This is a genomic window from Termitidicoccus mucosus (assembly GCF_038725785.1).
Lineage (GTDB): Bacteria > Verrucomicrobiota > Verrucomicrobiia > Opitutales > Opitutaceae > Termitidicoccus > Termitidicoccus mucosus.
The window spans coordinates 2,223,439-2,236,323 of record NZ_CP109796.1; the positions used below are offsets into that span (position 1 = coordinate 2,223,439).

Here is a 12,885-nt window from a genome sequence, read left to right on the forward strand (position 1 = left end):
TCAAGTAACAAGTGAAGCGGCCTGCCCGCCGCTCATCGCCGCGCCTGCTTCTAGGACCTGTTAGCACTATTGAGGAGTAGCCAAGAGAGAGCGAAGGAGACGAAAGAGCGGAAGAGGACATCGAGCTTGTCGTAGCGGGTGAAGACGCGACGGAAGCCCTTGATGCGGCGGAAGAGGCGCTCGACGTGGTTGCGCTGGCGGTAAAGTGCCTGGTTGAGTTTCCAGGGTTTTCGACGCAACGGGTTGGGCGGGACGACAGGCTTGAAGCCGAGCAGGCAGGCCAAGCCGCGGGTTTCGTTGCCTTCGTAGGCCATGTCCATGGCCAGGGCGCATCCATGCCTCGGGCATCCCAACTCGCCAATCAGCTCGCGTCCCTCGGGTCCGTCGCCGTTCTGCCCGGGCGAGAGGCGGAAGCCGAGGGCATGGACATCATTCGCGGCAGCCAGATGAATCTTGGTGTTCCGGCCTCCTCGTGATTTGCCGATCGCCTGAGGCCCGTTTTTTTCTCCGCCCCGGTCCCATCGGGGTGGACCTTCACGCTGGTACTGTCCAGCGACACCACCTTCAGCTCCAGATGCACCAGCCCTTCCTTCTGCAGCCGCTCGAACACCCGGTCCCATACTCCGCTTTTGCTCCAGCGATTCATCCGCGTGTAGATCGTGTGCCAGTTCCCAAACCTCTCCGGCAATCTCCTCCATTTGCACCCGTTCTCCGCCACATACAGCACCCCGTTTAGAAAGCTCAGCACATCAATGCTCACATTGCCCCGCTCCACCGGCAGGCTGTCCTTGATTCTCTCCAGGTGTTCCTTCGTCAGTTCCATTCCCCTCCTCATACGCATAAATCACCGTCAAGTGCAATTAATGTTAACACGCCCTAGCCCTGTCACCTGTTATACCAATTACCACTGAGAATCACCCTTTTGGGTAGGGCGAGGCGTCCCGCCGAGCCGTTGCTGGCTTGCTACTTCTTCTCTCCTCACACCAACCCCGCTTCGCGGAAACTATAAAATCCCGCGCCCGCCGGGTCGGCTTCCTTCCGACCGACGATGATGTGATCGACCAGATCGATCCCGATCACGCGCGACGCGTCGCGGAGCTGCCGCGTCACCTGGATGTCCTGCGCGCTCGGACGCGGGTCGCCGCTGGGATGATTGTGCATGCAGAGGATGGCCACGGCGCCCTCGCGTATCGCCTCGCGGAAAACCTCACGCGGATGGGCGAGGCTCGCCGTCGCGGTGCCGGAGGTGATTTCCACGCGCTTGAGCAGGCGGTTTTTTCGGTTGAGGCACAGCACCCAGAATTTCTCCACCTCAAGCCCCGCGCAAACCGGCAGCAGATACGCGGCGGCCGCGGCCGGCGAATCCAGCACCGGCGCCTCGCCCGCCTGCCGGCCGATGACGCGCCGCGCGATTTCCATGACCGTGATGAGTTGCAGCGCCTTCACGCGCCCGATGCCCTTGAGTTTCCGATAGTCCGCCTCGCGCCAGGAGATGAGATTGCCCAGCGAGCCCGCCGCCGCCAGCAGCCGCGCGGCGAGGGACAGCACGTCGTGCCCGCGCGTGCCGCTGCGCAGCAGCATCGCGAGCAGTTCCGTGTCGCCGAGCGCGGCCGGACCGAGGCGTTGCAGCCGCTCCTGCGGACGCTCGCCCGGAATCATCTCGCGCAATCGATTAGTAACCGAACTGGCTTCCGGCAAACAGGGGGCGGACACAGAGGTGGCGGCAGAGACGGAGTGCATGTGATTAATACAAATTAACGAATACGATATCTATAATGCAAAATTATTGTCAGACACAGGCACTATAATTTTATGCAATCAATTTCATTCCGCATTTCTGTTGTTTGAAATTTCCGCTAATGTTGCGAAGCGGCTTGCACATCTAGTTAGCTTCCTGATTGTCAGCATCCTTACTTTTTCATTTGTCATCTGTTTCATGCCACTTTTGCTGCTAAAGGATCTGCCGCGTTATGAGTGCCTGCTGGAGGCAACGAAACGCTTTCCCGAGTTGGAGCCACGGGCCGTCGAGGTGTATTTGCATTTGCTGCGCACGAGCGACGAGGTCTTCGATCTCGTGGAAAAGAACCTCGCCGGGCACCATATCACGCCGGGCCGGTTCATGGTGCTGATGCTGCTTTGGCACGACGCGGAGGCCCTGCCGCATTGCCGGACACCGGCGTCGCTCGCGGATTGCGCGGGGGTCACGCGCGCCACGATGACCGGCCTGATCGACACCCTCGAACGCGACGGGCTCGTCATCCGCAAGCCCGATCCGACCGACCGCCGCATGATGTCGGTAAGCCTCACGCCCAAAGGCGAGACGTTGATGAAGACGGCGTTGCCCGGGCACATGCGCATAGTGACGGACCTCATGGCGCCGCTCACGGCGGAGGAGCAAAAAACCTTTGTCGCCCTGCTCCGCAAAATCGCCGCGCATGCCGACACATTGCGCGACGAGGGGACGGCCGCACCGGCTTTTGACGGAGGCACTTGACCGTCCAGTGGCGAAAAAGTGCCGCGCCCGCGCGACCTGCTGCAACTTTTTGCGCCCGGATTTGTTTTAACACTTTCACACACCACACAACCAAACCACGCGCCGCGTCCCATTTTTTATGTCCCGACTCAAAGTCTCCCTCCTCGCCATCGGCGGTTTCCTCGGCATCATCGCGCTCGTCGTCGTCATCAAGGGCGTGCAAATCAACCACCTCGTCAACATGCCCCAGGACGAGCCGGTCACGACGGTCACCGCCGCGCCCGTGCTCAATGATTCGTGGCAGTCGCACCTCGCCGCCATCGGCTCGCTCGCGCCGGTCGAGGGCGTGACGGTCGCCGCCGAGCTGGGCGGCAAGATCACGCGCATCGCCTTTGACGCCGGCTCGACCGTGAAGGCCGGCGACGTGCTCGTGCAACTCGACACCGCCACCGAGGAGGCGCAACTCCGCGCCGCCGAGGCCGCCGTCGAACTCGCAAAGATCAATCTCGACCGCTCGCGCGAACTGCTCGCCAAATCGACCATCTCGAAGGCCGAGTTCGACACCAACGACGCGCAGTTCAAGCAGGCCTCCGCGCAGGCCGACAACATCCGCGCGGTCATCGCCAAAAAAACCATCCGCGCGCCCTTTGCCGGCCGCCTCGGCATCCGCCTCGTGAACCTCGGCCAGATCCTCAATCCCGGCGACGCCATCGTCCCGCTCCAGTCGCTCGACCCGATCTTCGTGGACTTCTCCCTCCCGCAACAGCGCCTCGGGCAAGTCGCCGCCGCGCAGCCGGTGCGCGTCGTGACCGACGCCGACGCCGGTGCCGTGTTCGAGGGCAAAATCACCGCCATCAATCCCGAGGTGGACGCCGCCACGCGCAACGTCCGCGTGCAAGCCACGCTCCGCAATCCCGACGAGCAACTCCGCCCCGGCATGTTTGTCAACGTGACCGTGCTCCTGCCGCACACCAGCAAGGTGGTCGCCGTGCCCGCCACCGCCGTGCTCTACGCGCCGTATGGCGACTCGGTGTTTATCATCGAGGACAAAAAGGACGAGAAAACCGGCGAGGCCGTGAAGGGCTCCGACGGCAAACCCGTGCAAATCCTGCGCAAGGAAGTCGTGCGCCTCGGCGAGCAGCGCGGCGATTTCATCGCGGTGACGAGCGGCCTGAAGGGCGGCGAGACGGTTGTCACCAGCGGCGTGTTCAAGCTGCGCGACAAGATCCCGGTCGTCGTCGACAACAAACTCGCGCCCATCGCCCAGCTCGCGCCGAAACCAAACGACACCTGAGACGCCCCAATCTTTATCGCTCTCTATCAATCAACCACGAAGACACGGAGGGGCGAAGTTCCAAGTGACAAGTATCAAGTATCAAGAAGAGTGTGGCGGGCTTCCTGCCGTCTGCCACCTGTTGCCTGTCAATTGACACTTGTTGCTTCTTTTCCTCCCTCCTTCCTCCCGCACCCATTTTCCACGTGAAAAGCTTCACCGATATTTTCATCCAGCGCCCGGTCCTCGCGATCGTGGTCAACCTCGTCATCATCATCGCGGGCATCCAGGCGTATTTCTTCACGCTCAGCGTCCGCCAGTATCCGCGCTCCGACAACGCCAGCATCACCATCAACACCGTTTACATCGGCGCCGACGCCGAACTGGTGCGAGGCTTCATCACCACCCCCATCGAGCGCTCCATCGCCGCGGCCGACGGCATCGACTACATCCGGTCGCAAAGCTCGCTCGGCCTCTCGTCCATCACCGTCCGCCTCAAGCTCAACTACGATCCGCTCAAGGCGCTCTCCGAGATCACCACGCTCGTCAACCAAGTGCGCGGGGACCTGCCGCCCGAGGCGGAGATTCCCGTCATCAACGTCCAGTCCGCCGACAGCGAGTTCGCCTCCGCCTACCTCAGCTTTAATTCCACCGAGCTGCTGCCCAACGAGATCACCGACTATCTCGTGCGCGTGGTGCAGCCGCGCCTCTCCGCCCTGGCGGGCGTGCAGCGCGCCGAGATCATGGGCGCGCGCACCTTCGCCATGCGCATCTGGCTGAAACCCGACCGCATGGCCGCGCTCAACATCAGCCCCGCCGAGGTGCGCTCCATCCTCGCGGCCAACAACTACCTCTCCGCGCTCGGCCGCACCAAGGGCTCGCTCGTGCAGGTCAACCTCACGGCCAACACCGCCATCCGCTCCGTGGACGAGTTCAAGCGCCTCGCCATCCGCGAAGGCGACGGCGCGATCGTGCGCCTCGGCGACATCGCCGATGTCGTGCTCGGCGCCGAGGACTACGACGCCGAGGTGCGCTTCAACGGCGAGACCGCCGTGTTCATCGGCGTCTTCCCGCTGCCCACGGCCAACACGCTCGACGTCATCACCGCCGTCCGCTCCGAGATGGACGCCATCAAACGCGACCTCCCGCGCAATCTCGACGGCTTCATCGCCTACGACGCCACCGAATACATCAACAATGCGATCCACGAGGTTTACAGCACGCTCGCCGACACGCTCCTCATCGTCATCATCGTCATTTTCCTTTTCCTCGGCACGCTGCGCTCCGTCATCGTGCCGGTGATCGCGATTCCCCTTTCGCTCATCGGCGCGGTGTTCCTCATGCAGGTTTTCGGTTTCACCATCAACCTCCTCTCCCTCCTCGCCATCGTGCTCTCGGTCGGTCTCGTGGTGGACGACGCCATCGTCGTGGTGGAAAACGTCGAACGCCACCTGCGCACCGGGAAAACCGCCATCCAGGCCGCGATCATCAGCGCACGCGAACTCGTCGGCCCCATCGTCGCCATGACCATCACGCTGGTCGCCGTCTACCTGCCCGTGGGCTTGCAGGGCGGCCTCACCGGGTCGCTCTTCCGCGAGTTCGCGTTCACGCTCGCGGGCGCCGTCACCATCTCCGGAGTCGTGGCGCTCACGCTCTCGCCCATGATGGCGTCGCGCCTGCTCCGGCCCGACGAAAGCGAGCGCGGCTTCGCGCGCGTGTCCACGCTCGTCTTCGAAAAATTCCGGGCCGCCTATTCCTACACGCTCACCGGCATCCTGCGCACGCGCGGCGTCATTTACGCGCTGTGGCTCGTGATTTGCGGGCTCGGCGTGTTCATGATCGCCAACACGCCCGCCGAACTCGCGCCGTCCGAAGACGAGGGCTTCATCATCGGTTTCGCCGAGCAGCCGCCCAACGCCACCATCGACCAGCTCAGCCCGCTCGGCGGGGCCGTTTACGACGCCTTCAAGGCCAGCCCCGAGACCGACTTCGTTTTCCAGGTCACCGCGCCCGCCATGATGTTCGCCGGCCTCGTGACCAAGCCGTGGGACCAGCGCGACCGCACGGTCGCGCAGATCCTCCCCGAAGTGCAGGCGCGCATCTCCGCCATCCCCGGCGTCAACATGAATGCCTTCTCGCCCCCCGCGCTGCCCGGCGGCGGCATTTTCCCGATCGAGTTCGTGATCGCGTCCACGGCCGACACGCGCGAGTTGCTGGAGTTTGCCACGCAAATCCAGCAGAAGGCGGCCGCCAGCGGAAAGTTCCTCTTTCCCCCGAGCATCGACGTGAAATACGACCAGCCGCAGGCCGAGTTCATCCTCGACCGCGACAAGGTCGCCGCGCTCGGACTCAACCTCCAGCAGGTCGGCGCCGACATCGGCGCGGCCATCGGCGGCAACTACGTCAACCGCTTCAACATCGAGGGCCGCAGCTACAAGGTCATCCCGCAGGTCAAGCGCGTCGAGCGCCTCACGCCCGGCCAGCTCCAGAACATCTACGTCACCGGCCCGGGCGGAAAACTCATCCCGCTCAGCACCATCGCCACGGTGGAAAACAAAACCGTGCCGCGCTCGCTCAACCGCTTCCAGCAACTCAACGCCGTCACCATCCAGGGCATGACCAGTGTCTCGCTCGACGAGGGCCTGAAGTTGCTGGAAAACGCCGCCAAGGAAATCCTGCCCGAGGGCTACTTCATCGACTACACCGGCGAATCGCGCCAGCTCCGCAAGGAGGGCGGCAGCACGAAATTCTGGTACACGCTGGGATTTGCCGCGGTGCTGATCTTCCTCGTGCTCGCCGCGCAGTTCAACTCGTTCCGCGACCCGATCGTGATCCTCTTCGGCTCCGTGCCGCTCGCGATCTTCGGCGCGGGCCTCTTCATGTTCGCGCGCTTCCCCGTGCCGCAGCTCCACTTCTGGACCGACAGCTTCACGACGACCTTCAACATCTACTCGCAAGTCGGCCTCGTGACGCTTGTCGGGCTGATTTCCAAAAACGGCATCCTCATCGTGGAGTTTGCCAACAAGCTCCAGGAGCAGGGCCTCTCCAAACTCGAAGCGCTCCACCAAGCCTCGCTCACGCGCCTGCGCCCGGTGCTGATGACCTCCGCCGCGACCATCGCCGGACACTTTCCGCTCACGCTCGTCAGCGGCGCGGGCGCGGCGGCGCGCAACTCCATCGGCCTTGTGCTGGTCGGCGGCATGACCATCGGCACGATGCTCACGCTCTTCGTCGTGCCCTGCCTCTACATGCTCTTCGCCAAGGATCATTCCAAGGACCGCGTCATCGAGGCCGAAACCGCCGCGATCCCCGCCGCCGCTGAATGAATAAAATTTCAAATCCCGAAATCCCAAATCCCAAAAAAATTCCAATGAGCAAATCCCAAAAAGCGGCGGCGGCGACTCATGGAATTTTGCAGAGGTTTCGCGCCAACGGCGGCATCTTTGATTTTTGAAATTTCGGAATTTGGAATTTTTTTGGGATTTCGGGATTTGGAATTTTCCCTCTGAAAACGACCAGCACACTTCCACCACAATCACATGCACCTCGTCCGTTCCATCCGCCGCCTTCTCGCACTCCCGTTTCTGATCTGCGCGTCCCTCGCGCTTTCCGCCGCCCCCGCGCCGGCGGCCGAGCCGCCGCCCGCCATCCCCGAGCAGCTCGATCTCGAAACCGCCCTCCGGTTCGCGCTCGAGCACAACTTCCAGATTCTCCAGGCCCGCGAGCGCATCCGCGAGCAGGAAGGGCTCATCGTCGAGATCAAGGCCCAGGTGCTGCCGCAGGCCGTCGTCGGCGCCGGCTACGGCATCACCGACAAAACCCTCACCGTTGACAGCGGCTCCGCGCCCGGCTCGCCGAAGGACAAGCACAACTGGCAGGTCGAGCTCACCGTCTCGCAACTCCTTTATTCCGGCGGCGGCGTCAGCGCCGCGTTGAGCGCGCAGAAATCCTCGCGCGAGTCCTCCCTCCTCGGCCTGGAGTCCGTCATCAACGACGCGCTGCTCGAAGTCCGCACCCGCTTCTACGACGTGCTGCTCGCCCGCGAGCAAATCAAGGTGCAGGAGCAAAACATCCAGCTCCTCGAGGAGGAGCGCACCATCGCGAAAAACCGCTTCGAGGCCGGCGCGTCCTCCAGCTTCGAGGTCCTCCGCGCCGAGGTCGCCATCGCCAACGCCCAGCCCGACCTCATCCGCGCGCGCAACGGCTACCGCACCGCCATCGACCACCTGCGCCAGTCCCTCGGCTATGCCAATCCCGGCGTGACCGACCCGGGCCGCACGCCCGAGTTCGTCGGCGACCTTGCCGCCATCAGCCGCGTCACCTATGAACTGCAAGCCGCGCTCGACGCCGCGCGCAGCAATCGTCCCGAGCTCAAGCAACTCCTCGTCCTCGAGGAAGCCTACGAGGCGGGCGTGAAGGCCGCCAGGGCCGGCTACCAACCCGAAGTCTCGCTCGTCGGCGGCTACACTTACCGCAAGGACAACAGGTCGAGGCCGAACGGCTTTGGCGACTCGCTCGACGGCTGGAACATCGGCGTGCAGGCGAACTGGCCGGTCTTCGACGGGCGCGCCACCGCCGGCCGCGTGGCCCAGGCCCGCTCCCAATACGCGCAGGCCAGGCTCCGCACCGCCGACACCACCCTCGCCGTCGAGGTCGAGGTGCGCCAGGCCTATTCCTCGTTGCAGGAGGCCGCCGAGCTGGTTGACGCCGCCCGGAAGGTGATCGAGCAGGCCGAGGAGGCCCTGCGCCTGGCCGATTCGCGTTATGCAGCGGGCACCGCCACGCAACTCGACGTGCTGACCTCGCGCCTGTCGCTGACCGAATCGCGCCTGAACCAGCTTCACGCGAACTACAGCTACAACGTGGCCGTCGCCGCCCTGCGCAAAGCCACCGGCCAGGCCGATCCGTTCCTGCTCAAACCGTAGCGGAAGCTCCGCTGACACCGGACGGTCCTCAGCCGCCCGCTGCCATCAACACTGCCGCATGGGCGGGATCACGGGGACATCAATGTTGAGGCTCTGTTTGTCGGGGTCGAAGCCGTCGCGGTGGTAGCGGACGCGCCGGGCGGCAGGGGCGCGTCGGTGAAGTCGCTGATTTTTTTGCGCAGGGGCATCGGGTTGGCCTCGATTTTCAACGGCGTGCCGAGCGGCAACGGGCTGCCGCGCCCGATGGTGACGCGCTCGTGAGTCGCGACATAGGGCTCGGCGAACAGTTGCCGCGGGACGCCGCGCGTCTTTTTTCCAACGTAGGCGTGATAGATCGCCCAGTTTAGTTTGCCGGTGGGCGAGGGCACGTAGCAGGCGTTGCCCGTGCCAACGACCTCGTCCGACGCCTTGAAGATGGGCTGGGTCGCCTTTTGCCAATGGGCCGGGTTCATCGGGTCGTCGCCGGTCAGTTTCATCACTCCGATCGCGTAATACGGCGTCCAGTAGCCGCTGCCCGCGTAGAGCAGGTAGAGGGAGCCATCGGCGGCGTGGACCGGCGTGCCGCCCTCGACGACTTCGGGATACATCCCCGCCTTGCCGGGACCGGCGCCATGCTTCTCCCACGCGAGCGTCGGGCGGTTGATGATGGCGGGCCTGCCCTCGACGGTCCACGGGTTGACCATGCGGTCAATGCAGATGATTTGGTAGCGGTCGCCGGTTTTTTTGGAAAACGCATCCCCGACCTCGCTCACCCAAATGCAGTAGAGTTTGCCGCCGTGCCTGAGCACCTTGGCGCCGCCGCACCACACCTTGTTGAAGGAGCTGTCTTTCGCGGCGGCGGACACCCGCGTCGCGCCGTTCGGCTCGCGGTCGCCGGTCGCCGCGCCGTAGGGGCCGAGCGGGCCGCCGGAGAGCGAGCGAAGCACGAACATCCGCTGTCCCTGCGAGGGGCGGCCGCTGCCGTCGTTGGCGGAGAGATAGAGATACCAGCCGGCGTTTTCCGCGCCGACCTCGGCCTCGGTGAACTGGTAGAATTTCGGCGACCAGAGGTTGCGCGAGTAGTCGCGGCCCGGCGGCGGACGCCAAATCACGACCGGCTCGGCGTACGGCAGGTCGGGAAGGTTCGCCACCTTGCGCCCGTTCAGCTGCGTGCCGCCCGTGGCCGTGCTGTAATAAAAGCCGTCGTGGAAACACACCCATGGGTCGGCGCCGGGGATGAGCGGGTTGGTGAAAGTGAGCTCGCCGGTATTTTCCGCGTCGAGCAACGCGGGCGCGGCGACCAGGGCGGAGGCCGCGCCGCCGCGCAGGCCGCGCGCGCCGGTGACGCTGGTAACGCTGGTGAAAACGCCGCCGTTGAGCGCGAGCGTGTAGGAGCCGGCGAATTCCGCGCCCGCGTGGCGCGAGGCGGCGATGGTGTTGTAATACGTGCCGCCGTTGACCGTGACGCGGATGTCGCCGCGCACGGACGCGCCCGCGTGAACGCCGAGCCCGGCGACGCCGCCGTGGAAGAGGCCACCATTGAGTGTCAACTCCGCGCCGCCCGTGTGCCGGCCCGTGCCGACGGCGCACACCGCGCCATAAAACCGGCCGCCATTAATTGTCATGCGCAACATGCCGGACGTCGGCGCGGCATCGTGGGATGCGCCGCCAGCCACGGTGTCCCACTGGCCGCTGGCAATCGTGACATCCGAGCCCGCGGGACCGTCCGCCTCGCGCGCCGCGGCGACGATGGCGGGAAACCTGCCTCCCGGCGGCGGTTCGCAGGAAATGTCCGCGCCGAACACGACCTTGCGGCCATTGCAATAGATGCGGCCGGCCTTGTCACCCGGGGTGATGACGACGCTGGCGAACGTCACCGGGCCGTTGAGTTCGAACGCGCTGCCGAGAATGAGTTTCGCCCCGTTCTCGCTCCGGTAGTCGCGCCCGGCGTGAACGCTCGTCACGGTGACGGGCGCGTCGTGCGCGGGAACGGAAAAGTTTCCATTTATGCGCACAGGACCGCGCAGGACGAGGATGCCGCCGCCGGCGAGTTGCTCGAAGGCCGCCGCGAACTCCCCGGCGGTCGCGGTCGCGTCGTCACGCGACGCGCCACCAACGAAGACAACGGCTTGCGGCGCCGGTGAATCCGCCGCCGCATGCACGGCGGTGGAGAGAAACGCGGCGATGACGAGGAAGTGGAATCTCATGATGGGATTTGCGGGCGGACTCGGTGGAACAATCAAACTATCCACAGATTACCCCGGATTTTTATATAAAATAATCCGAAGGAATCTGCGGGATCCGGGGATAATAAAAACCGAACCACTAAACTCACCACTCTACGAGGCGAAGCCGAGTGGCCTGACAAGGCACAAAGAACACAAAGGCTTGAATATGATAACACACCTCTTTCTCCTTTGCGCCCTCGTGTCTTTGCGGTGAAACAAGCCGAAGGTTTTGAATGGGAAACGCCTCAAAAACTCATTCGTCGCCGCCGGTCAGGGTGATTTCGCGCATGAGTTTGTAGCCAATCACCTCGCGCATGTCGAGGCGCGTGGCGGAGCGCGCGTGCTGCGTCTTGGTGTCGCCCTCGATCCGGCGCGCGATGGGGTCGATGAATTCGCGGTAGCGGTCGAGCGCGGCGTAGTTTTTGAGCTGCACGATGGACATCACATTGAAGTCGTCCGGCGAGGAGGCGCGTCCGTAGAGGATTTTGTAGTCGAGGATGAAGCCCTTTTGCTTCGCCTCCTCCATGACGGCCTTGAACGTTTTTGTGATGCTCCTGAAGTAGGTGTCGGCCATGCCGTGCTTGGCGTGGATGAGGCCGATTTCCCAGACGGGGCCCTCGGTGTAGGGCGCGTTGCTTTGGGCCGGCGCCGGGAGGGCGGCGGCAAGAGCGGCGACGATTGCGGCAAGGATGAGTTTTTTCATGGCGGTCTTGGTTTATTGTTTCTGGGTTGCGGACGGGATGGGTTGTTGCTGGTTGCGCGAAAAATCCGAGGGAAAAAATCCCCGCGCGGCGACGAAGAGGGCGAGGCTGGCGACGACATAGACCGCGCCCAGCGCGGAGAAACCGGCGTGGAGCGCATGATATTGCTTGATGGCGCCGAGCGCGATGGGCGCGAGCGAGCCGATGGCGAACGAGAAACCGGCCATCAGGCCGATGGCCGAGGAATGATGGCGCGGCGCGGTCACATCGAAGAGCGAGGCATAAATGTTGGCGTCGTAGAGGCCGCGGAAGAAGCCGAACGCGCCCAGCGCCGCATACACCGCCCAGAGGCTGTGCGTCGCGCCCATCAGGTAAAGCGCCGGCGCGCACAGGAGCAGAGCCGCGCCGGAGAGCTCGACGCGGAAGGCGGGACGGCGGACGACGAGCTTGTCGGTGAAACGCCCGCCGAGGAGCACGCCGGCGAAGGAGAAGAGCTGGTAGTAGAACATGCTGTTGAAACCGGCGCTCACGGGCGAGAGGTTGAACGGCTCAAGCTGCAGGTAGGTCGGCATCCAGGCGAGGCAGCCCATGTTGACGAAGGTGGAGCAGCCCAGCGCGGCGGCCAGCACCAGCGCGGTCGGCGTGCGCGCCAGCGCGCGGAGGACGACGCCGACAGGCTCGACTGCGGCGGCCGCGCGCGGGGCCTTCGGCGCGTCTTTCAACCGCCGCCACATGAGCGCCACGAGGAGGATGCCCGCGCCGCCGAAAATCCAGAACGAGTGCTTCCAGCCGTATCGCTGCGCGACCCAGCCGCCGGCCAGCCCGCAGGAGACCGCGCCGAAATACTGCGCCGACTGGTAAATCGCGAGCGCCTGGCTGCGCGTTCTCACGTGAAATTCGCCGATGAGCGCGGTGGCGGCGGGAACGAAGAACGCCTCGCCCACCGCGGTGGCCAGGCTGCGGATGAGGATGAGCGAGACCAGCCCGGTGGTGAAGCCCGTCAGGAGCGTCGCGGCGCTCCACGCCAGCAGGCTCCACAGGATGATGCGGCTGCGGGAAAGACGGTCGCCGAGAAAGCCGGCGACGGGCATCATCACGGCCATCGCCGCAATGAGCACCGTGCCGACCAGCCCGGTCTGGATGTCGGTCAGCCCGAGTGCCTGCTGCACCTGCTTCTGGACGACGCTGTAGAGCTGCCGGTCGGCCTGGTTCATGAAGTAGGCAAGCCAGAGCCATGCGATAAGTTCCCATGCGTAGGGGATTTTCTTTTTGGTCATTTTTTCGGGGTTGGTTTTTTATTCACCAC

Annotated in this window: 10 protein-coding genes; 5 read left to right on the plus strand and 5 right to left on the minus strand. The window is 64.2% G+C overall.

The window, feature by feature from the left end; genetic code table 11:
- Window positions 1-50: 50 nt before the first annotated feature.
- Together OH491_RS07555 and radC are read right to left on the minus strand one after the other, a co-directional pair.
- Window positions 51-823 (minus strand): IS5 family transposase gene (locus OH491_RS07555; protein ID WP_145928461.1). Its coding sequence is split into 2 segments (ribosomal slippage): window positions 51-508 and window positions 508-823, totalling 774 coding nucleotides; the frame shifts between segments, so codons are not numbered across the junction.
- A gap of 155 nt (window positions 824-978) precedes the next feature.
- The gene (gene radC, locus OH491_RS07560; RefSeq protein ID WP_068772327.1) at window positions 979-1,740 is read right to left on the minus strand and encodes a RadC family protein; all 762 of its coding nucleotides are present in this window, start codon (window positions 1,738-1,740) and stop codon (window positions 979-981) included.
- A 196-nt stretch (window positions 1,741-1,936) separates the two neighbouring features.
- Here radC and OH491_RS07565 point away from each other — a divergent pair, with 196 nt between their 5' ends.
- The 5 genes from OH491_RS07565 to OH491_RS07585 all read left to right on the plus strand — a co-directional run bounded on the left by OH491_RS07565 (window position 1,937) and on the right by OH491_RS07585 (window position 8,671).
- Window positions 1,937-2,494 (plus strand): MarR family winged helix-turn-helix transcriptional regulator, encoded by a 558-nt coding sequence (locus OH491_RS07565; protein ID WP_068772326.1) that lies wholly within the window; start codon window positions 1,937-1,939, stop codon window positions 2,492-2,494.
- 118 nt (window positions 2,495-2,612) lie between these two features.
- On the plus strand, window positions 2,613-3,767 hold the full coding sequence (locus OH491_RS07570; RefSeq protein WP_068772325.1) for an efflux RND transporter periplasmic adaptor subunit: 1,155 nt from the start codon (window positions 2,613-2,615) through the stop codon (window positions 3,765-3,767).
- A gap of 185 nt (window positions 3,768-3,952) precedes the next feature.
- Entirely contained in the window at window positions 3,953-7,072 is a 3,120-nt protein-coding gene (locus OH491_RS07575) for an efflux RND transporter permease subunit (RefSeq protein ID WP_068772324.1), read from the plus strand.
- Window positions 7,069-7,200, plus strand: a complete 132-nt coding sequence (locus OH491_RS07580; RefSeq protein WP_334319620.1) for a hypothetical protein — start codon at window positions 7,069-7,071, stop codon at window positions 7,198-7,200. Before OH491_RS07575 ends, OH491_RS07580 begins: the two co-directional genes overlap by 4 nt.
- Window positions 7,201-7,285: 85 nt before the next feature.
- Window positions 7,286-8,671, plus strand: coding sequence for a TolC family protein (locus tag OH491_RS07585; RefSeq protein WP_068772323.1), 1,386 nt, complete (start codon window positions 7,286-7,288; stop codon window positions 8,669-8,671).
- A gap of 68 nt (window positions 8,672-8,739) precedes the next feature.
- Here the strand turns inward: OH491_RS07585 and OH491_RS07590 are convergent, their stop codons facing one another.
- The 3 genes from OH491_RS07590 to OH491_RS07600 form a co-directional block, all read right to left on the minus strand.
- Window positions 8,740-10,857, minus strand: coding sequence for a family 43 glycosylhydrolase (locus tag OH491_RS07590; protein ID WP_068772322.1), 2,118 nt, complete (start codon window positions 10,855-10,857; stop codon window positions 8,740-8,742).
- Between the two features lie 274 nt (window positions 10,858-11,131).
- A complete protein-coding gene (locus OH491_RS07595; RefSeq protein WP_068772321.1) occupies window positions 11,132-11,581 on the minus strand; it encodes a hypothetical protein in 450 nt (149 codons plus the stop codon).
- 12 nt (window positions 11,582-11,593) lie between these two features.
- The gene (locus tag OH491_RS07600; protein WP_068772320.1) at window positions 11,594-12,856 is read right to left on the minus strand and encodes an MFS transporter; all 1,263 of its coding nucleotides are present in this window, start codon (window positions 12,854-12,856) and stop codon (window positions 11,594-11,596) included.
- Between the last annotated feature and the right edge of the window lie 29 nt (window positions 12,857-12,885).